A 23303-nucleotide genomic window follows, 5' to 3' on the forward strand; every position below is an offset into this window, starting at 1 on the left:
TTTACTTTTAATTTTCAAATAGGCTCAAAGCAAAGCTTTTACATTGTTGAAGCCACCATAACCTGGGTTTATACATAATTGAATCAACGTAATATTAAACTAGGAATGCTTTAAATACCGGTCCAAAAAATCGAAAGTTCCCTCTCCATTTATCCGGTGACTCCCCATAAAATAGTCGAGCTGTGTCCGTTCACTCAGGACTATAAAATCATAATGTCTCCTGACTTTGGCGTATTCATAATTTACCCAAGGGTCTGTTTTAAGGTTGTCAAAATGTCCTCTCTCTACCATAAAAGGTCGGTGTGCAATCAAGGCAGGCATCTCCGCATAGTTAAGCTTGTGGCCTAGGTCCCATTCTGGCATTTCATACTCTCCAGTATACATGTAACTATATGACTGATCGGTAAGGGAATTGACCCGTACCCATTCATAAAAGTCACCAGAACAGATAGAAAGAGCATAGCCTTCCACTAAAGCAGGGACCCGCATCGCCGTCTTTCCCCCATATGACAAACCATAAAAACCAATCCTTTCCGAATCCACAAAGGATTTCTGGGCCAACCATTCCAGAATTCTTTGGTGCTGTGCCGTAATAATGGAAAACAGGGAAATACCCAATGGGTTGGCTTTCCGTTGTAGTATCCGAAATTGATCCCCACCCCTGTAGGGATTATGTGGGGCAAAAGTCACATATCCCCTTTCGGCCAATTGGGTAGCAAACCCATTATACGTGGAGAATTTTTTGGTATCAGGGTCAGTGCGCACCACATCCATGGGTAATCCTTCTAGCCCATGCTGACAAACCACTACAGGGGTTGTAGTGTTCCTTTCGGAGTCCTTTGGAATAGTTAAAATACCCCATGCAAATACACCTGGGAAAACATCTAGGACCACTTCATATCTTTTCCATTTTGCGGTTTCTTTAAGTAATCTTGCCCGTGTGTTAATCGGGGTGGATGGAGTGGGCACCCGCCCTATCACCTCCCATAACCGGTTCCTAAGGATATCCTTTATAAGTTTTTGATCAAGGGTATCTCCTTTTAACCTTTCCAAGAAAAATTTCTCTCGCGCAAATTCACATCTATCCAGGACACACTGAACATGCCGCTCCATTTCCTTGACCATACTGCCCTGCCTTTGTATGGGATCCGGCCACCTCGTAGGGCCCAGTATCGGGGTTGGCTGATCGTATTGGGAGGGGTAACCAATTTCCATTCCCTCTACGAATTCTGTTATGGTTGGAGTGGGAAAAACTTTTAAGGCTCCGTTTTCCGTACCATCATGCCAACCAAGGTGATTATGCCCAACAGGTAAAAAGTGGACCGCCCTTTCCCATTCCCCCCTTACACTTGACAAATCGGGCTTTTCGATGCTACCGGGGGCTGCACCTGATCGTCCTTGCGAAGGAGTAGGTGTACCCGGTCTTTCAGGGAAAAACCCATGCTCCATCACCAATTTTCGCGGCCAGGCCATAACGGCAAGTTCCGCATCTCCGAAATTTTTCAATAAACCGAATACATTTCTATATATGGGTTCTATCCACATCCTTTCCCGTGAATCAAAATACCCACACACCAGAGAAGATTTGATGCGTCGGTCCAATGCCGCTGCGTACAATGCCAACATACCCCCTTCTCCATGACCGACAACCCCTATTGGAATGGGGTAATTCCCCCCCCTATTTTGAGCTTCAAGCCAATCAATTGCAGAAAAAACTTTTTGAAGTTCATAACCAATAACATGTCTTCCTACCTCAAACCCCTGTATGTAAATCCATTCCTTATGGGGTTGGTTGGTGAACGGTCCAATTTCCCTATTGCCTGAAAAAGTATCTTCCCTGCTTAGCAAAACAGGCACCAAGATTTCCCATCCCGCTTCAGCCAAACGTCTAGCGGTTCCAAACCCGGGTTGCCCGTGACCGTGAAACCCTGCCAGTACTTCGGGAAGAACATCGGCATCAAGAATCATAACCGCCCTGGCAATGACACTATCTTTTGGTTGAAGCAGCAACCCTTCAGCATTCATTCCTCCATTGGGACCTTCCAACACCTTCCACCGGACCGGACGGATGATACAGGTCTTCGTATCTAGGAAATATGGTTCCAAATTACTTTCGTTTAATAGTTCCATAAATGGCGTTGTCCTTTTATCTACCACACCTAGGATTTTTGCCAAGAGCAGCCGCTTTTTTTCTATGGATAAATTATATGATTCCAGAGAGGAATAATCCAATTGCCACAAAGCTCCTCTCGAAGAAAGGATATTATCTGCCTCATCCGTAAGAAATCGGTCAATTCCTTTAACCATTTCATTGGACAAATCTTCTGTTCCTTCTAAGGGTGTACTGAAAAAGTTTGCCTCACCTTGGGCCAATACCAATGTATTGGACAAAAAAAGCTGAAAGCTAATGGATGTCACTATTAAAACCATTACAAGGTTCGATTTTGGAACCAACCACTTTAAAATCATACCTTGAAAGAAATGTTTCATTTTGAAAAAGGTTTGTTCAAGCCCTATATTTAGCTATTTATAATCAAGTATGTAACCACATTGACTTTATGTGTTTTACAACCAAGTTCATTTATTGGATTCCCTATTATAATGTTGTTTTATAAACTGCAAAGTTCCTTTTGCGTTGATTTCATGCCCCCCATTAAAGTATTCAATAGTAGTTTTATGGGGAATATCCAATCGATTATACAACCGGTTTACCTTCGCATATTCAAAGGCTACCCATTCATCAATCCCTACCCCGTCATCATGCCCCCTTTCTACCATAAATGCCCTTGGGGCCATGAGGGCTGCCATTTCTCCATAATTAAAAGTCATTCCCAGGTTAAAATCAAACATCTCATACTCAGGAGCAAACATATAACTGTTGGACCAATCCGTTGTAGCATTTTTCCAAATCCATTCATTAAAGTCTCCAGAACATATTGATAGGCTATACCTTTCCAATAATGCAGGAATCCTTACGGCCACTTTTCCTCCCCAAGAGAGACCATAAAAACCAATTTTTTCCGGATCAATAAAAGACAGTTCCGTCAACCAGTCCAATAATTTTTCATGTTGGTGGAGTATTATGGAAAATACCGATAGCCCCAAGGGGTTGGCCTTACGTTGCAGGTTACGGTAATCATCCCCAGCACGCCAGGGAAAATGAGGTGCAAAAACCACATATCCCTGTTCTACTAATTTTTCGGCCAATCCTTTATAAGTCTTATTTTGGTTATCCATTACCACTTCCGGTAACCCGCTTCCCCCATGCATTACGACCATGACCGGGCGCTTTTCACCCTTCTTCAGGTCTTTTGGAAGCAAGAAATACCCCCATAGAAAAATACCCGGTCCGGCATCCAAAATAATCTCATGACCTGTCCATCTCCCCTCATCGTAAATTTTACGGGATTTCGGAATAGGAAACGTTTTTTCCGACGGTATACGACCGATTATTTCATCCCATAAATAGTCTTGAAAGTATTTCTTTTTGTCCATCCATGAATCAAGATCGACAGGCTCCATCTTATTCCAAAAAAAAGCCTCCCGCAAATGCCTTGAACTGTAAATTAAATTTTGGGTATATTCTTCCAGTTCTTTGACTTGCCTCAATTGTCTTTCCGCGGGATTAAATTCCGCCCTTTTGTCAATTATGGATTTTCCGGAACCCGATCTTAATCTTTCATTCGGATGAATCTGTTCTAAAAATAAAGCTATACTGGTCCTGTTTAGGCTTTCTACAACCTTTCCCTTCTCATGGATAAAGTGAATGGAATGATGGAATTTTCCCGAAAGGTTTTTAGCTCTTTCCACTTCTTTCTTCACGCTGTTAAATACCGGGGTATTAATTTTTCCTGGTGCGGCAGAGGCCCCCAACCTGGATGGGCCTTCCACAGCCGGGGGTGGCCCATTAATTTCCGGTGTTCTGGAATACTCAATCATTAAGGTTCGGGGAACGATAAGACTGGCCACTTCCGCATCCCCAAATTCTTTAAGGAAACCAGATAGATTTCTATAAATGGGTTCCTGCCACAAATCTTCTCTCTTTGAAAAGTAACCACTAAGGTAAGCCACATCAATTCTTGTATCAACCGCTGCGGTATAAAATCCAAGCAATGCCCCTTCTCCCCAACCCACCACACCAATTTTGGTAGGATCATTTTTATTCAAAGATTCAAACCAGCCCAATGCTGCCCTGATTTTCTGAACCTCATACCCGATAATATGCCCTCCAAAAGTAAAAGCCTGGCGGTAGATCCATTCCCTATGAGGCTGATTGGTAAACCGGTCCATCCGCTCACTACCTGAACCATGACTACTCCTGTCAATAATGGTGGGGATAATTACCTGACAGCCATTTTCAGCCAAGAGGCGGGCGTATTGCCTGTTTTCATGAAGACCGGAACTCATACCCACCAAGTCCTCGGGAGTCTGGTCAGCATCGGGTAGAACCACCACCCTTGACTTTATTTTTCCTTTGGGCTGTAGCAGCAGGCCTTCCCCATAAACACCTTTCAGTACTTGCCAACGAACAGAGAATACTTCAAAATATTTGTTTTCTGCAACCAATGATGGCATTTCAGTGGTGGACAGAAATTCCATCTGTGTTTTGGGCAATATTGGATCAACCGCTCCCAAGATTTCTAAAAGGCGTTGACGGTTTGGTGAAACGGAAGTTTCATAAGCTTGCTCATTGGAAAAATCGGGGTCCCAAAAAGAACTACGGTCCGGGATGGTATTTTTGGTCTTTTCATCCAAAAACTCCCCTATACCATTTACCATCATTTGGGAGAAATCGAATTCACCAAGAAGTAGAGTGCTCTCAAAAATAGGATCATCTTGCCCAAAAACCGGTGAAGCTGAATTCGATATCAAATATCCAACAAATAAAAATAACAAAAAACCATATTTTATATGAAAAGTATTAAAGGTCCTATTTATACTGTCCGGGACTGTTGGCATTGGCTTTCCTGATGGTTGGGTATCAATTCCCAGAAGAAAATTCGAAGGACTCTCTGATTTTTTAGCGTTCATATTTTATGGATTTTTTAGGTGCCTGTCCAAAAATTTAAAACTACCCTCCCCGTTGATGGTATGTCCCTTATCAAAATATTCTATCTCAGTAGCTTCGATCTTGCCAATAATTGTATAATGAAGTCGTACTTTGGCATATTCATAAGCCACCCACTTATCCGTACCCACTCCGTCTCGATGACCACGTTCCACCATGAAGGGACGGGGGGCTATAAGGGCCGCCATTTCTGCATAGTTATAGGTATTGGCCAGGTCCCATTCCGGAATTTCATATTCTCCGGTAAATGGATAACTGTTGTAAGCCGCATGATCCGTACTGCTCACTTTGCGTACCCATTCGTTAAAATCGCCGGAACAAATAGAAAGGGCATATCCCTCCACCAGGGCAGGGATTCTCATGGCCGCTTTACCTCCATAGGATAAGCCATAAAACCCGATCCGTTGGGCGTCCACAAAAGATTGCTGCCCCAACCATTCCACAATTCGCTGATGTTGGCCGGTGATGATAGAAAAAAGGGAAAGTCCCAGGGGATTGGCTTTTCTTTGCAATACCCTGAAATCATCTCCTCCCCAGTATAGGTTGTGCGGGGCAAATACCACATATCCCCGATCCGCTAATTCTGCTGCAAATCCCTGGTAGGGGGCAAAGGCCCTGGAATCTTCATCCCTGGTCACCACATCTTCGGGAAGTCCCTCCAGGCCATGTTGGCAAACCACTGCCGGATATTGTTCTCCACTCCTCCGGTTTTTTGGAATCAATAAAATCCCCCATGCATAGATTCCAGGCCAAACATCCAGTTTTACCTCATATCCGGTCCACTTCTCCGATTCGGCATATTTCCTGGCCATCGTGTTTACGGGGAGATCCGGATCCGGCAATCGGCCGAGCAACTGCCAAAGCCTTTCCCTATGTTCATCCTTTGCTGAAACCACTCCTTTGGCATCCCCATTTACGGTTTCCCAAAAATACTTGTCCCTGATCTGTTCACTTTTTGAAATCAATTGCTGCAAATGAAATTCCATGTCTTTCACCGTACGCTGTTGTCTTTTGTCTGCTTCAGGCCACGACACAGGGACCTCCCCAATTGATTTATCACCCAGATCTTCTGAAAATGTTATTCCCAATTCTTTGACCAACTCCTTCAAGGCATTTTTTGATAAGGAATTCCTTCCTTCATACCAGCTAAGGTGACTTTTCCCTTGTGGTAAAAGTTTTTCGGCACGGTCCCATTCCGACTTCACCCCGGAAACCTCCGGGACGGTTAATTTTCCAGGAGCAGCACCATTCCGTCCATCAGAAGGTTCTGGAGGACCAGATACATCTGGATATAGGGAATAGTCGATGATCAGTCTTCGGGGCCATGACATGGCGGCCAGTTCCGCATCCCCGAATTCTTTTAACAGGCCAAATACATTTCTGTAGATCGGTTCCTTCCAAATATTGGATCTTTCATTAAAATAGCCACTGACTAGGGTGGATGAAATTCTGGTATCAAGGGCAGATGCATAAAGAGATAACAAACCGCCTTCTCCATGGCCGGCGACTCCAATTTTTAATGCTTTACCTTCCTGCCGATTCATCGCTTCAAACCAGTCAATAGCTGCAAATATCTTCTGAAGTTCATAACCGATTACATGCCTGCCAAGAATGAACCCCTGGCGATAAATCCATTCCCTATGGGGTTGGTTGGTGAATTTATTCAAAATCTGGCTGCCTGAAAAGGTATCCTCCCGGCTTACCAATACCGGTATAAGCACCTGTATTCCTGACTCCGCCAACTGCCTGGCCGATCCAAAGGAGGCATTTTCCCTTTCCAATAAGCCCGCTGAAATTTCAGGTAGGTCATCAGCATCCGGAATAAATACCATCCTTGCCCTTACCTCTTTTCGTGGCTGAAGCAACAGGCCCTCCGCATAAAAGTCTTTAAAATCCCCATCCAATACCTTCCATCTGACGGCACTTATCACAAGGTTTGCTTGCTCCACAGAAAACTGCCCCAGATGACCATCCCCAATAATTTCCATTTCCGGGTCGGAACGCGGTCCCTCCAAGCCCAGAATTTTGGACAAAGCCTCCCTTTTAGGGGCTATAGAAATATTAAATGCAGAAGGGTTGCTGAAATCTATTTGCTGAAAATCCTCCCTTTGTTGCTCAGCCTTCTGGAGCTCAAGGTCGAGAAAATCCGATATCCCTTTCATCATCTCATTGGGCAAATCAAACTGTTTTTCCAAAGAATTAGCGGAAAATGGAAATTGCCCCTGCGTTTGGCCATGATTTGGGCTGAATAGTGCGGAAAATAATAAAAAGAAAGTGCAGGTGGCTGAAGACTTCCAAGCACAAAGGGGAGATTGATTCGGTTTCATAGATTAAATTTAGTGGTTGGGTAAAGGCAATGGAAACCTCCCTCCCGGTTATTCTAAAATTACATTTCCTTCACCCCCTGATTTTTTCACAGGAATAAAGGCGTCACCCGCCTTTTCATTGATGATCAAACATCCGGACACCCGACTGTTAGAAACATTTTCCAATGACAATCCTATATTGTCGCAGTCCAAAATGGTGCAATTTCCAATATTCATCCTTTTAGAATTGCGGATAGTTATTCCTGCAAGATCCTTCACCCCATAAACCTGTACTCCGGTGAAGGTACAGTCTTCACAATTTTGAACCAATAGGCTATTGGATGCCGTCCTGTCGGGCGTATAGTTGGGGTTACTGTCAAACAAATTGGCCCCTACCAGTACATTGCTACATCCATCCATTACCAAAGCATGTTCATAACCCTGCCAAATGGTATTGCCTGTAATCACCACACCTCTACACTGTTGTAAATCAATATTGACCATGACATCACTCAAAACATTACCCGTGATGGTCACATTGCCCCATGGCTGCTTTGAATTGGTACCGGGCACCTTACTCGTGCCCAAAATCCGGATATTGGCTGAGTGGGGTGCGTTACGGTTATGTTGGATAGTACATCCGGTAATAGCCACCTCGGCCGTACCCGCTGCACTGTCCGAGCAATCTATTAAAACATTGGCTCCGGGAGGGTTATCTTTTCCCATGTTGCTTTCCAGGTCACAGCCTATAATGTGGATATTCCTGATGTTACCTCCTTTGGTTACAATGCCACCACCATCATTGTAACTAATATGGCAAGATGTGATATTAGATTGGTGGAGATTGACCTCATCATAGAATATTCCGATGCCATGATTTTCGTAAAAATGGCAATCTGAAATGATCAAGTTCCGGTTATTTCCAGTCAAGTGTATCGCATGAAGGGCTTTCCTTATCTGTACCCTGCTTATGGTCAACTGCATGGTCCCAACCGCTTCAATTCCCACAGCCTTTTCATGTTGTCCTTCTATAGATATGCCTTCTACCAAAGGCATTCTCTCGGAGGTCCAAACACCTTGGTCAAAATTCTGCGGGTCTGCTGATTTGAAATGGGTTCCTTTAATTTTAAAAGCGGGACCTGAACCAGTCATGATGATCTGGGCCGTACCATCTCCCCTGAGACTACTATACCCTAATTGATCCAAATTTATTTCAATGGTCTCCGAAATTTTATATTGACCTTTTGGAAAAAACAAAACGTTTTTTCCTTCAATTAGGGCACGTTGTATGGCCTTCGTGTCATCGTTCTGCCCGTCTCCTTTAGCTCCGAAATTCTTCACATTGTTATTTTCCCAAAAATCTTCGAGCTTTTGATGCTTCCTATTTGATCCAAAAACGCCATAAGTCAGGCCTACGGAGGCCATCGTTGTTGAAGCCACTGTCAGGAATTTTCTTCTTTTGGTAAAGTGATTCATGAATTTTAACAAGGTTAAGGGATTAATTTTATTTCATCAGGTAGGCAAAAAGATCACGGATTTCCTGGTCTGTTAGCCCCTCCAGTATCCTTTCAGGCATAAACGAAGTCTGCTGCATTTCCATATTTTCTATTCTTTCTTCAGACAACGTGGTTGCCTTCCCGCCAAGAGGTGGCTCGATGGTGATGGTGCCACCACCCTGGGTTTTAATTCTCCCTTCCAAAGTACGGCCATCGGTGGTAAGTATGCGCTGTACTTCATACCCTTCGCGAATATCTGCATGTGGGTCCACCACATGCAACAATAAATATTCTGGATTACTTCTTTCATAACCAGTAAGTTCAGGACCCAAAAGTCCCCCTTCACCATTTAGGTGGTGACAGGATCCACAATGGCTTAGATAAATTGATCTTCCTTTTTCTAGGTTTCCTTCTCCAGAGCGGATTACATTTCCATATGAATTGATCCTATCCGTTTTTTCTGAGGCGCTTAACAATTTGGTTTCGGGCCAAATTCTATCGGTAATTTTATCGATTTCAGGATCCTGAAGTAACCTAAACCGCTGTGAATAGTGGTAGGGAAGGTCATTCTTGGAAATGGTTTTTGTTTCCTCAATTTCCCTAAAAAAATCCATTGCCCAGGATTTCCTACTGGCAAAAAGGGAAATACCTGCTTCTCTCACATAGGAATTGTCCCTGAATGCCGGATAGGATTTTGCCATTTGCTCACCGATTTCTTTCTGATCATAAGCCTGTAAAGCATGGAGTGCCGCTTGTTTTATAATCGCCGAAGATTGCCCACTTTTTACCAGATTCATTAAATCAGGAACCACCTTTGGTTGGTTGATCTCCCCCAAAACCTGTATATAGGAAAGTCTCAAACCGACATCTTTTTCGGCATCTGAAATGATATTTATTGCCTCCGCCAATGCTTTTTCTTCTCTCCTCCTGAGGGCCAAGGTCAAGGGTGCTTCTCCCAATTCATTGCGATGTATTTCTAATGCATCTAACAGTTTCCCGGGAAGTTCTACCATTTCCCTACCCAGCAATCCCTCCTGAAGCCCATCAAGAAGGATTTTGGCATGTTTCGGGGATGGGGCCAATTCCAGCAGTGCTGTACTGGTATTGAAATTTTCTTCTCCCCCCTCCATGATATATCTTTGCATCAGCCGATGTAATACCACTTCTTCCATAATGGGATGGCTCCACAAATTCACCGGTTCCAATACATCCAAAATTCCCTCACGATCTGTGGTCACCTTATCTTCCAGTGCCCACCAAACCAAAAGTGGAATATCAGGATCACTGGCATCTTTTTGTTGGGCCAGAAGGTTTTCAATTATCTTATACGTTACTTGGGAAGGAAGCCTTTTTGCCGTAGCGGCAAGTTGAGCCTGAACTTCCGGATGCATTTCATTTCTGGCCAATTGCTGAAGGGCCTGTGCCATGGCAGGGCTTACTTTCTTCTCGTCTCCCAATAATCTTACGGTCCACATCCGCACAAAAGGATCAGCATGATTTAGCCCCTTGGTTCCTATTTCATCTGAGATCCCTTGGCTGAGATTGATCGCCCACAAGGCTTCCAATGCTTCCTGTCCACTGCCCCTGTCAAGCAAATTGACCAATAGCGGCAAGGCATTGGGGTCCTTTCGGTCACCGAATTGCCTTAAGGCCTGTTGCCGAAACCATTTGTTCTGGTGAGACAGCAAATCCACCAGATCCGATGTGGAATACGTGCTGAGATCAAAATCCGGAAGGGGGGCTTTTTCCGTATTAGGGCCCAATCTGTAAATCCTGCCACTCGATTTATGCCAGGTATCCCGAGGATCCACATGGGACAACCTGCTGTCATACCAATCAGAAATATAAATTCCTCCATCAGGCCCCAGCTTTATGTCAACAGGCCGAAACCATTTGTCATCGGTTTCCAAAACAATTTCTTCATCTACATTTGTAAATGATGAACCTCTCTGTTCAAATTTAGTGAGCTGAACAAAATTATGAAGTGGATTGATGGCAAACATTAAATCGTTGTATTTCCCGGGTAAAGCTCCTCCCTCGTATTTGATCAGTGAATGGGTAAACCTCTTTTTCTCCCCTTCCAAAGGCATATTGGGAAGATAGCCAAAAGCATAAGGATTGGTCAGGGGTCCGTGTTTTCCCCAACTTTTAATATAATAGCCCCCCTGTTTGTAATACGGCCCACGATCATAGCCATTGGTACCTGAGAAAATTCTTCCTTTTCTGTCAAATTCAACATTAAAGGCATTATTCCCTCCCCCTTCTGCAAAAATCTCAAAAACTCTGGAAGATGGGTGATACCTCCATATAGCCTGACCTAAAAAAGAAATATTCTTCGAAACCTCTGAACTGATATTGGCAGTGGTCGTGCTTCCCTGGGCACCATACAGCCAGCCATCAGGGCCCCACCTCAAACTATTGGCCACGGCATGGGTATCTTCTAGACCAAATCCTTCCAGATGAACTTTGGGGTCTCCATCGGGCAGCCCATCCCCTTCATGATCCGGATAAGCTAGTAAATAGGGTGGATTCAAAACCCATATCTGATTTCTTCCCAATTCTACTCCGGTAGCAATATTCAATCCGGTAATGGCATCTGTCCGTTTATCATAGGTTCCATCCCCATTGGTATCCTCAAAAAACGTAATCCGGTCGGCGCCTTTCACTCCTTCTGGCGGAGCTTTTGGGGTTTGGTCAAATTTTACCCGTGTATGGTTATCTATATCAGTGATTTTCAATCCTTTAGGATAGGGGTATTGTTGGTATTGAACTACCCACAACCTTCCTTTATGGTCAAAACTGATTTGAAGGGGCTGGGAAATTTGTGGTTCTGACAGTATAAGATCCAAGGACAGGTCATTGGGAAAGGTAAATCGCTTGACGACCTCATCAGGTGGTGTAGGTTCTGAATTGGGATCAGTGAGGACCCCCCTCCCTTCATAATTTTCCATAAATTTGGCCACCTCCTCATTGGCAGCCAAATCCCTTATTTCAGTAGTGGAATTTTCGTTGCAGGCTAATACACCCAACAAAATGATTATACAAATTGAAAAGTTAATTGTTTTTAGAATCATCATCAAGATTAATTTTGATAAAATGTCATAACCAAAACTAAGAGTTCAGGACATTTGTTGAAAGATGGGTTTAACAAGTATTTAAATTAATTTTAAATACCCATTCTGCCTATAAATGGTGGTGGTGCTAATGGCATTAAAGCTGATAAATTTGATAAACGGTTGCCAGACTACTATAAGTAGTCTGGCAACCCTATAAGTATTATTTTATTAAGTCGTTTGACAAACACTATCCATATTAATTTAATTATAACCTGGGTTCTGAACGAAATTTTCGTTGACATCCAGCTCATTCAATGGAATGGGCCATAATGCATTGAATTCATTGAAAACCAACCTTCCTAATACCAGGTGTCCATTTTCATTTATGGCATACTGGCCCACATAATTTTCCGGATCATCCGTTATTTTCATACCATATAACTCTTGGCTCACTTCTTCCTGTAAAGTACCCCATCTTTTCAGGTCGAAATATTCAATTCCCCCTTCGAAAGCCAACTCTACCGCCCGTTCTCTTCTTACAATGTCTCTTAAAGCGGCCGGGTCCATTTCTGTCACCGGAGGCATATCCACGGCTTGCCTTTGCCTTACCTGGTTAATGGTATTGTCTAGTAAACTTTGATCGATGGAATTACCCGCTTCCAATTCAGCCTCCAATCTGCTCAGAAGTACTTCTGCATAGCGGATTTGAGGGTAATCCCCTCCATAAAATTGGCTATTTCCTTCATAATCCCGATCCCAGAACTTTTGCAGGATATATCCTGAAATATTGGGACCGGTCTGACCTGTTCTTGCTATTGATGCCGGATCACCGGTAAATACCACTCCAAAAACTTCCGAATACCCGGTAATAAGAATGGTGGCATATAATCTTGGATCTCTGTTTTCAAAGGGATTTTCCGGATCATAAAGGGCGGAGTTTTCGATGGGCACACCATCATTCATGGGAAATTTGTCCAATACATGTTGGAATACATTACAGGCATTAAATCCCCCATAGATGGAACTTTTTATGGTGTGTTGGGACATAGATTCTCCCATTTCATTTTCCATATATTGATTGGCGAAAATTACTTCGTCATTATTTTCTCCATCGTCCTGGAAGAGTTCTTTATACCGGGGATCGATGACATAACGGCCCATACCCATTATTTCCTCATAGGTCCCTGCTGCTTCGGACCATCTGTTTTCGGCCATTAAAAGCCTGCCTTTCATCGCCAATGCTGAACCTTTTTCCGCTCTTCCCATGGCTGAAGGGGCCTGTCTTACATGCATCCGTTCCGCTGCTTGGGTTAACTCTGCCAAAATAAATTCCACAAGTTCTTCCTTGGGTGCCTGAGTTACGTTATTGGCTTCGTCAAACGTGAGTGTGTTTTTTACCAAGGGGATATTTTCCCATAATTGAAATAACCAAAAATAAGTAAATGCTCTGAGAAATTGGACTTCCCCCTTCATGGCCGCTTTCTCGGTTTCATCCATTTCAACCCGGTCTATATTTTCAAGAAAATAATTGGCACGGGCAATTTGTCGGTAAGATTTTTGCCACAAGGTATTTATGGTTCCATGTGTTGGCGTAATCTGACGCTCCCTTGCCCAACCAAAGTCCCTCCAACTGGAGTATCCAGCCCATGAAGACATCCATATCATCGATTTGTCATAATTCCCCAAGCGCTCTCCCCATCTGTCATAATAAACACTATAGCATCCCATTAATGCTTGGTGTGCCTCCTGTGCGTTCTTCCAGAAAATAGCTTCACTGATGGCAGTTTTTGGATTTTCTACCAAGAAGTCTTCGTTGCATGCAGGCAAAAAAACCATAAAAAAGAAAACTATCCGTAAATAATTGATTTTTGCTTTATTATTTGACATCATCATCATTTCGTTATCATTTAGAATTGAACATTGACTCCCAGGCTCCACAATCCAGTAATGGGATAATAACTAGGGTTCTGACCTCCGGTTGTAGTCATCTCGGGATCCCAGCCGGGATAATAATGATCAAACGATGTAATATTCTCACCACTCACAAATATCCTAAAATGGTCAATGAAGGTCCGACTCAGTATTTCCGGCAAAAAGGTATATCCAAGTTGGATATTTTTTACTCTAAGAAAACTGGCATCCCTGGTCCAATAATCCAAAACTGTATCCCATGGGGGTTCATGAAGGGCCATTTCCAATCTTGGATATTCAGCATCCCGGTCTGGATTATCTTCAGTCCATCTGTTATCAATGTGCCATTGTTGAATATTTCCGTTGTTGTTAAAGGCCAATTGCTTCCCACCAATCAATTTCTGAAGTCCTGCCTGACCCTGCAATTGTAGAAAAAAATCAAAGGACTGATAATCAACGGTCAGTCCCATTCCAAAAGAATATTTGGGGAACAGATTTCCGATGATCGTCCGGTCATCTGCGGCATTTATCCTTCCGTCAGGTTCCCCATTGGGACCGCTCAAATCCATAAACCTTGGAAAACCAGGCTTTGCTAAATAATTTTGGGTGGGATAATTGGCAATGTCTTCCTCATTTAGGAAAAGGCCATCTGTCCTATATCCAAAAATAGACTGCATGGATTCTCCAACAAAGAGTCCTTTGCTGATGTCCCGATCCACCCCAGCAAGGCTAAGCACTTTATTATGATTGATGGAAAAATTGGAGAAAATGCTATAAGAGAGTCTGCCCATTTGATTTTTGTGGCCCAACTCAAATTCAATTCCTCTATTTTCTACCTCTCCCGCATTTTGTTCTCCCACTGTCATTCCCAAAACGTTCGAAACCGATAAATTATATAGAATGTTATCCGTCAGTTTGTAATAATAGTCTCCTGAAAAATTCAATTTCCCCTGAAAAAGGGAAAGGTCGATTCCGACATTAGAAATCCGGGTCGTTTCCCAGGTAATCCCATGAAATGGAAGGTTGGTTAATTGTATTCCCGGATAAAATCTTTCATCCTCTCCTGTGACATAAATGGACCCCAGTGTAAGTACATTCTGGTAAGGGTAGGTTCCGATCTGTTGGTTGCCTAGTTTTCCAAGTGAACCCCGAACCTTGAAATGTTCCATCCAAGGAATTTGAAAGAAATCTTCCTCAGAAATGTTCCATGCCGCAGAAACAGAAGGGAAAACCCCAAACCTATTGCCTTCGGCAAACCTGGAAGACCCATCGGACCGAAGGTTACCTTCTGCCAGGTACTTTCCTTTATAGGAATAATTGATCCTGCCAAAATAAGAAAGGATTTTCCAAGTACTGCCTTCTTCGGAATTCCTATCATTCTGGGGCGAAGCCGCACTTAAATAATGAAGGTTGTTGCTGGGGAAATTATCCCTGAATCCTGACAGTGATTCATCATCGTAAGACTCTCTGGACATACCTGCCAAAGCATGCACATAATGATCTCCAAATGTTTTATCATAATCCAAAACAAGGTCATTCAATAAATTCCTACTGTTAAAAGTACGGACATCTGCCTGGCTGGGACCAAATGACCAATTTTCATCGGCAACAAACTCTGCTCCGAAAAGTCGGCTTTTGGAATAAACCCATCGGTAACTGAATCGGCTGGATAATTTCAGGGATTCGATTATGTCCCATTCCAAAGAAATAATACTGCTTATATTGGTATTTCTGGCCTCACTGAAGGACCCACTTGCCAAATGTCCCTCAGCAACGGGATGTCCCATAAACGTTCCGAAAGTTCCATCAGACCTTCTACCTGGAACGGTGGCATTGTAGGAGTTGGCGGCCTGGATGACCCCCGTAATGTCCTCCACCCGAGCACCGTTGGTGGTTATGCCTGCTGGTCGGTTCCTAATGGATTCATATCCGGAAAGCCTAGCCCCTAATCTTACATTTTCCCTTAAATTACTGTTGACGTTCAAACGGATATCATACCGGTCAAATTCATTTTGCTCAATAATTCCATTTTGTTTAAGATAGCCTAGCGAAAACAAATACCTCGTATCCGCACCACCCCCTTTAAAGGTCAAATTATGTTTATTTTGAAGTCCATCTCCGGAATTAAACAAATCCCTAAGATGATGCTTATTGGGGAAATTATCAGGGTCCTCTCCAGATCGGAATTTATCAATTTCAGCCTGGGTGAATTCGGGATTCTGACCCATGTTCAACCTGGCCTCATTTTTCATTTCCGCATAGATCCAGGAATCCACATAATCCGGCAACTCGGTAGCGAATTGTTTACCCACATACATTTCATAATTGATTTGCATTTCCCCACGTTTCCCATCTTTGGTCTGGATAAGAATAACTCCATTTGCAGCCCTTGATCCATAAATAGCTGCAGAAGCAGCATCTTTTAAAACGGATATACTTTCAATATCATTGGGATTGATTGAATTGATATCACTGGGAACCCCATCCACAATTACCAAAGGACTATTTCCGGCACCACTAAAAGTGCCCATTCCCCTGATATTCAATGAGGCTGTATTGTTTCCAGGTTCTCCTGAGGTTTGGGTGGCCGTAACACCACTGGCCACCCCCTGTAATAATTGGGAAGCTTGGGATGGTGTTCGTTTGCTCAATTGCTCGGATCCAATTGAGCTTACAGAACCAGTAAGATTGGCTTTTCTCTGGGTGCCATAACCAACAATAACTACCTCATCCAAACTTTGAAGATCTTCTTCCAATATCACGTCAATGATGGATCTACCGTTTACCGACACTTCCTGTGTAAGAAAGCCGATGGAAGAAAATATCAAGACCCCATTGTCATTGGGTACACTTATACTGTATGTTCCATCTGAATCTGTAACCGTACCGACAGAGGAACCCTTGATCAGGATATTCACCCCTGGAATTCCTAATTCATCGGAGGAAGAAATCACCTTACCGGATATCTCAACCATAAATTCTTCTGCATATATACCCGTCTCATGCCGGAATCCCAGTTCAGAGATTGACAATTGTGCCTTGGTTTTTACAAATGGAGAATTTCCATTGCCTATAAGAGGTGTCGACCCATAAAACTGACTTATTATCACAAAAAGCAGATAAACCGTCATCCTACCGTTTCTCTTGTAAAATGTTTTTTCCATAATCTTGTGTTTAAAATTTAAGAATTGTGACCTGGTAATTTCTTCCACTGAATTTTTATTAATTTTAATTTTCATCCGGAAGAATTTAATGCCATTTAGGGCTTTATCATCCGTCAATAGATTCAATTACATTTTTTCTTGAATGACATTTGTTCCATACAAGCTGTCTAATAAACTATGGTTTTAAACTTTGAAGGAATAAATAAAATAATATCCCATGTTCACTACGAAACTGTTTTATTTATTCCACCAAATTTAATTTGTCTTCTTAGGAAATTCTGGTACTTTTTTATATAATTCCAATACTTACCTTCGTAAAAAAACAATTGAGATTAACTAAACTTAAAAAATTTTCTTTTTGATAATTTAATTTAACACAGCTACATCAACTATGAAAAATTTAAGAAATTTATATAATGAGGATATGGCATCTTAAATAAGAAAAAAACATTAATACATGAATCTTCTCTTTTACTGTACCAATTTTCTGCTATTACGAAATTGGAATTCTGCTGTCATTTTATTCAAAAATTAAATTATTGAAGGTAAAGCATATTAAGCTGTGGTCAAGCGGCCTTCCACAATGGCTTATTACATTGTCAAGTATCAACTCGTAAACATAACCGGATTTCAGTTCTTATTATCATCCTTTAGCAAAGAAATACTTGATAAAATAATCAGAAACCAAAGAAATAATTGGTTATATTTATCTCAACTAATTTTAGGCTAATTTGAGTTCATCACTAAATTCTTTAAGCAACTACCGATGGCTATCAAAAATCTAGCGCTGAAAGGCGGCGGGGTAAAGGGAATTGCTTATGTCGGTGCCCTGCGGGAATTAGATCATGCTGGACTACTTTCCAGCATCGAAAGGGTTGCGGGTACATCCGTCGGTTCTTTATTGGCCGGGATGATATGTGCGGGATATGGTGTTGATGAAATCGAGAACCTTCTTAAACACCATTTTGATTTGAAGAAATTCAAAACCGGTTGGAACCCACTAAGAATTTTTAAGAGGTATGGAATCTATTCAGGAGACTATATTCTGGAGTTTATACACAGCTACCTTGACCAATCTCCGAAAAACCTACCTACAGGTGTCACTTTCAAACAAATGGAGGATGCGGGATGTAAGGATTTATTTGTCTTTGCCTGTGACCTTAACGAAAATACCATTCAGGAATTTTCCTCTTTCAAAACACCAAATGTAGTCGTGGCTGAAGCTATTAGGGCATCTATGTCAATCCCTTTATTTTTCAAAGCATGGCAATTCACCGGGGCTAACCCAACTGACCATGTCTATGTTGATGGAGGTATAGCCTTTAATTATCCTTTGGGATTCTTTGACAACGAGCGTTTTGCCCCTGCACCGGATTACATGTGCGAGGAAGCAATTGGATTTTACTTACATGACAAAAAAATCAACAAAACAGTCAATCTCAGATTTTCGCAGCCTTTAACATACTTGAAACAATTGTTTGAAACCCTTTTAAATGTTCAGAATATCGATATAGGATTTCAAACAGCCGAAGGAAACCGCTCCATCCGAATTGATGGATTGGGTATTTCGGCTACGAATTTCAACTTATCACAATCAGATATGGAATTGCTGATCGAGTCAGGCAACAAATGCACCAAGGAATTTTTGCAAAAAAAAATAAAGAAATAAACTAAATTGTAATTTATGGGCCAAAATTCTACCACTATCCTTGTCCCAATTATCAAGAATAAGGTTGATGAACTGTTGGATCTTCTTGCAGGAATCAATGAAGGTCTTGCTATGGGAAAGCCTCCCCTATTTGAGGAATTAAATATCATTCATTTTGCGAGATGGGTGGTCATTGACCATGGTAAATCTTGGATCAATGACCCTGTAGAGCGCACACCGAAATTACTTTTTGTTGTGGATTATGACGGAAAGGAAACAGATCTTCTTAGAAAATTATGCACTGATTCTGCCGAGCTTCTTGATAAGGTATATGCTTATTGTGAAAATTTCCCCATACTTGAAAAAAGAACCCCTGATTCCCGGACAGCTTTCCTGACCAATAATGTCATCAAAGACGCTGCGGTCTATATTGGAGCCCCTGGGAGAACAGTGCGTCAAATCAAAGATGAAAGTAACCTGAGAGATTTTATTAGAAAATACCTTGATTCAACAACTTGGGGAAACCTGTCCGCCCAAGCGATTCACCAAACTATCAAAAATGAGGTGTCTTCGAACGGAAATTTCGCTTTTCTCGATCAAAAAGTCAAAATACCTTCAGTCAATTGGTTGGGACTGATTTTTCTTGGAATTGTTCTTCTCGTTTTATTGCCCTTAACAATTGTTTTATTGCTCTTAGTTATTGTTTGGGTGTTGGTTCTACATATTTTCTATGAAAGAAAAGATGAAAACTTTATTCGAAAAAGGAGCCAACTGAATGATAAATTTATGACGGAATTGGAAAAATACGAGGATTTTACTAGCCAGAACCAATTCACCCAGCTCGTGGATATGAAAGAAGGGAAATTCCGTCTCTTTACAATTAAAGCAATGTTTTCCCTTTCAAAGAGTTTAATCAAATTTGTCTTTGTCAAAGGTAAACTGATGGGAATACCCACCATCCACTTCGCAAAATGGGTCATGTTTGAAGAAAATAGCAGGGTGTTGTTTTTTAGCAACTTTGATGGAAGCTGGCAACAATATCTTGGAGATTTTATTGATAATAGTGGTTGGGGATTGACAGGGATTTTCTCGAATACAAAGGTCTTTCCTAAAACCAATTTCCTTTTGACTGGTGGAGCCTACGATGAAGAGCATTTTCTCGCCTGGAGTCGCAACTCGGAGCTTGTTACCAACGTCTGGTACTCCGCCTATCCTCACCTTTCCATCAAAAACATCAACAACAATACTAAGATTCGTGTACAGCTTATGAAATCACTTTCGGAGCGACAGGCAGCCAAATTCCTCAAACTTATTTAGAAAATCCTTATGACAACACTAGAACTTAATGATATTCAAGGTTATCTGATCCGAGGCTATGCGCATATGATGTACTCGCGTTTTGTGTATTTGCAGATAACTGATGCCGAAGCAACAAAAAATTGGCTGGCCAAATCTTGGAAGACAATGACCACCGCTGAGCATATCCCCAAGAAAGATCAAATTTCCAGCACCCATTTGAATATAGCTTTTACCTATAGTGGTCTTGAAAAACTTGGGTTGAAAACAGACAATTTGGGCTCATTTTCCCGTGAATTCAGACAGGGAATGGTTTCTCCACACAGAACTAGGCTACTTGGTGATCTTGGAAACAGTGCGCCTGAAAATTGGAGGTGGGGAGGCCCGTTCAATAAGCCAATACATCTTTGTTTGATGGTTTTTGGGAATGATAAAGAAGGGGATGATGATATTGAAAAAGATAAAATTGTCTGCATAAATTATTATGAATTACTGAAAGCCCACTTTGCTGGAAACGGCTTAGAAGAGATACTTTTCATAGATGGTCAAACCCAACCTGAAAACAAAGAGCATTTTGGGTTTCGGGATGGCATATCCCAGCCTATTATTGAAGGTTCGGGAAGGGTAGGCCCTAAGGATGATGTCATCAAGGCAGGGGAGTTTATTTTCGGGTACAAAAATGATTTCGGTGTATATCCGGACACACCTCTGATCAGAGCCGAACAGGGGAATCTGAATCTTCTTCCACCCGATGCAGAAGGGAGTGGGCTAAAAGATATCGGTCGAAATGGGTCACTTATGGTCATGAGGCAATTGGAGCAGAATGTGAAAACTTTTTGGTCATTTATGAATGAGAAAACAAAAAATGAGGACCACAGTATAAATGTCGCCGAAAGCCTCAAACTTGCCGCTAAAGTCATTGGAAGGTGGCAAAGCGGGGCTCCAATAACCCTTTTCCCTGATAAAGACCCTGGAGTCATTAGTGACATCAATGATTTCGGCTATGCAAAATTTGACAAGGATGGACTCAAATGCCCTTTTGGTTCTCACCTTAGAAGGACGAATCCGAGAGACAGTGTTGATGACCATGGCCGTAAGGAATCTCTCAAACTGAGTAATCAGCATAGGATAATCCGCCGTGCTCGACTGTATGGGGAAATCTTTGAAGGATCACCCGTCAACAACGTCCCAAACGGTGAGGTTGGATTGCTTTTTTGTTGTTTCAATGCTGACATCAGCCGTCAATTTGAATTTCTTCAATATACTTGGGCCAACTTGCCGAAAACCAAAGAACTCTATAACGATCCCGACCCCATCATTGGAGTAAAGGAAAAAACGACAGCCGGGGAGGAGCAAAATTTTACTGTACAAGACCTCCCTGTAAGTCGGACTATTAGCGATTTACCGCAGGTGATAACCGTTAAAGGAGGCGATTACTTCTTCTTTCCTTCTATCACTGTTTTAAGGTTTCTGTCCACAATTTAAGAAAAAGAAACTTCAATCCTCCAAATAAGCTTTCGCATTATTTAACCCATTTTGGAGGTATTTTTTCAAAAAAAGCGGGATGAAAATCATCAGGAATAACTTAGCAAAGATACTTCTGTAAGTAAAGGTATATACCCAACGTAGCCTTGTTTGGTCGTTCACTGTATCAAACCACATTTGACCGTAGGTTTTGTTGGTGAGATGCTTGAATATGTCGCTGAATTCCGTTGTCTGATAGGCATAATGTGCGTAGTGAGAAACTGTAATCAATTCCTCTACCAGTGTGGCAGAATCTCCTCTTTTAACCAACCTGTTATCACCAACTTTCTCCCAATTTCCCCTTAAGGTAGTGACATTGATAATACCATATATAGGCCCGGTTTTCATCAGCCAATTGGGCAATTCCTTGACGCTGGATACATATTTATAGGCCTTTTCTTTGTCGCAGTTTACGATTACCTCAGCGGACGTCTGAAGGATTTTTTTGGAAGGCACTTGTTGATCAATAGCTGTCTTTCGCTTAGGAATAAGAATATCCCGCAAGAAATCTGGGCTGTCCATGGGTTCAGTAACGGCAAGTTTGTTTTCGTCATGCCTGAATTTAGACATCGTCTCATAGATTCTTTTTCTTACCCTGTTGAAGCTACCTAAGGGACGGTGTTCGGGAAGCGAATGCCAGGGATTGAAAGAAAGGTTGTCTCCAAATTCCATCTGTGCATTAGAATCAAAAACCTGTGCGTGGATGGTAAGGGTGGCCAACTTAACGAATTGCGAAGTCCACGCAACTGTGGGATCCTCTATTGGCATTGCCTCGGCGTCAGTCTGAAACTGGACATAAAAGTCGAATTTGGCTTCATTGTCATTGAGGGTTTGCGCCATGTTATATTTAAGATAATTATAATCAGTTGTATTCTCAACTATAATAGCGTTTTCTGGAGAAGGTCTGAGATGGTATTTTACGGAATTTTTTATATTTCCAAATTGATAGGGTTGGGTACTCCAGTAAGGGATGTTTAACGGATTGTCACAAGCTATCATACTTTTATTGACCCTCATCAATGTGGGCAGGTGCATTGGATTCAAAAAATAAAAAAGTTTTTTCAATTTACTTTTAGCCGTCACTGCTGACAACAATTTGCTTAACTCTCCAATTGATTTTGCAAAAAAAGTTTCGCTGCTCATCAGCAAAAAATCCTGCGATTCCAATGAATGTTTGTCATTCAGGATTTTTTCACCTGTGACTCCCATAAGTTTGATAGCGACTCCGCGTATATCCTTTTTTCTATCTTTTTGAGGTTTTGTATTCCCGTTCGAAAAACGGACCCACGCATGATAATTTTTTGACTTTTTGAAAACACCTTCTCTCAATTCCTCCGGCAAACCCTTTTCCACGGCAAATGTTGCTTTAACACAGCCATGCATTTTGGTATGTACCTGACGGAGCATTTTTTTATCCTTGTACAACCTCGTCACCTGTGCCTCAAATTCATCTACCATTTTGGCAGCGATGTTATCTTCATCGGCATCAACATATTCGTGTCCTATTTTTTTTTGGGTTAATGTCATTGACATAAAGTTGGGGTTTTGGGTGACCTAATTAATTATCAGGAATAAGAACTGAAAGAAAATAAAAATAAGGTAAAGTTTCTACAAAACAAAATATTAATATGTAGTTTGAATATTAAAAAATGTATTATATTTAACAAAAAGCAGCTTGATCCCCAAATTAAAGCTTTCTTCGGTACAGGTTAAGAATGAAATAGGTTGAAGAAACCCCAAATACTGTTTTGTAATGGAAGGGCACGTTTTGTACGCGAATAAAATTCACTCGATTGTAAAATCAGAATCGGTTATTGAACATAACCAAATAATA

At 41.8% G+C, this 23303-nt stretch carries 11 protein-coding genes; 3 read left to right on the forward strand and 8 right to left on the reverse strand.

The window, feature by feature from the left end; translation table 11 throughout:
- Nucleotides 1-99 precede the first annotated feature (99 nt).
- The 7 genes from FQ608_RS03650 to FQ608_RS03680 form a co-directional block, all read right to left on the reverse strand.
- Nucleotides 100-2490, reverse strand: coding sequence for an alpha/beta hydrolase family protein (locus tag FQ608_RS03650; RefSeq protein ID WP_158856449.1), 2391 nt, complete (start codon nt 2488-2490; stop codon nt 100-102).
- 87 nt (nt 2491-2577) lie between these two features.
- Complete coding sequence (locus FQ608_RS03655; protein WP_158856450.1) at nt 2578-5031, reverse strand: alpha/beta hydrolase family protein; 2454 nt, start codon at nt 5029-5031, stop codon at nt 2578-2580.
- Nucleotides 5032-5034: 3 nt separating this feature from the next.
- A complete protein-coding gene (locus FQ608_RS03660; protein WP_158856451.1) occupies nt 5035-7395 on the reverse strand; it encodes an alpha/beta hydrolase family protein in 2361 nt (786 codons plus the stop codon).
- A gap of 48 nt (nt 7396-7443) precedes the next feature.
- Nucleotides 7444-8850, reverse strand: a complete 1407-nt coding sequence (locus tag FQ608_RS03665; protein ID WP_158856452.1) for a right-handed parallel beta-helix repeat-containing protein — start codon at nt 8848-8850, stop codon at nt 7444-7446.
- Between the two features lie 28 nt (nt 8851-8878).
- The gene (locus FQ608_RS03670; protein ID WP_234364051.1) at nt 8879-11947 is read right to left on the reverse strand and encodes a DUF7133 domain-containing protein; all 3069 of its coding nucleotides are present in this window, start codon (nt 11945-11947) and stop codon (nt 8879-8881) included.
- 240 nt (nt 11948-12187) lie between these two features.
- Entirely contained in the window at nt 12188-13822 is a 1635-nt protein-coding gene (locus FQ608_RS03675) for a RagB/SusD family nutrient uptake outer membrane protein (protein ID WP_158856453.1), read from the reverse strand.
- A gap of 11 nt (nt 13823-13833) precedes the next feature.
- Complete coding sequence (locus tag FQ608_RS03680; protein WP_158856454.1) at nt 13834-17001, reverse strand: SusC/RagA family TonB-linked outer membrane protein; 3168 nt, start codon at nt 16999-17001, stop codon at nt 13834-13836.
- A 766-nt stretch (nt 17002-17767) separates the two neighbouring features.
- Here FQ608_RS03680 and FQ608_RS03685 point away from each other — a divergent pair.
- The 3 genes from FQ608_RS03685 to FQ608_RS03695 are packed head-to-tail and all read left to right on the forward strand — an operon-like array spanning nt 17768 to nt 21430.
- On the forward strand, nt 17768-18670 hold the full coding sequence (locus FQ608_RS03685) for a patatin-like phospholipase family protein (protein ID WP_158856455.1): 903 nt from the start codon (nt 17768-17770) through the stop codon (nt 18668-18670).
- Between the two features lie 15 nt (nt 18671-18685).
- Nucleotides 18686-19966: a hypothetical protein gene (locus FQ608_RS03690; protein ID WP_158856456.1), complete on the forward strand. Its 1281-nt coding sequence runs from the start codon at nt 18686-18688 to the stop codon at nt 19964-19966.
- Between the two features lie 9 nt (nt 19967-19975).
- Entirely contained in the window at nt 19976-21430 is a 1455-nt protein-coding gene (locus tag FQ608_RS03695; protein WP_158856457.1) for a Dyp-type peroxidase, read from the forward strand.
- A gap of 12 nt (nt 21431-21442) precedes the next feature.
- Here FQ608_RS03695 and FQ608_RS03700 read toward each other — a convergent pair whose 3' ends face one another.
- The gene (locus FQ608_RS03700) at nt 21443-23002 is read right to left on the reverse strand and encodes an SRPBCC family protein (protein ID WP_158856458.1); all 1560 of its coding nucleotides are present in this window, start codon (nt 23000-23002) and stop codon (nt 21443-21445) included.
- Nucleotides 23003-23303: the final 301 nt, after the last annotated feature.

Origin of the sequence: Lunatibacter salilacus (assembly GCF_009797935.1) — a bacterium.
GTDB classification, from domain to species: Bacteria; Bacteroidota; Bacteroidia; order Cytophagales; family Cyclobacteriaceae; genus Lunatibacter; species Lunatibacter salilacus.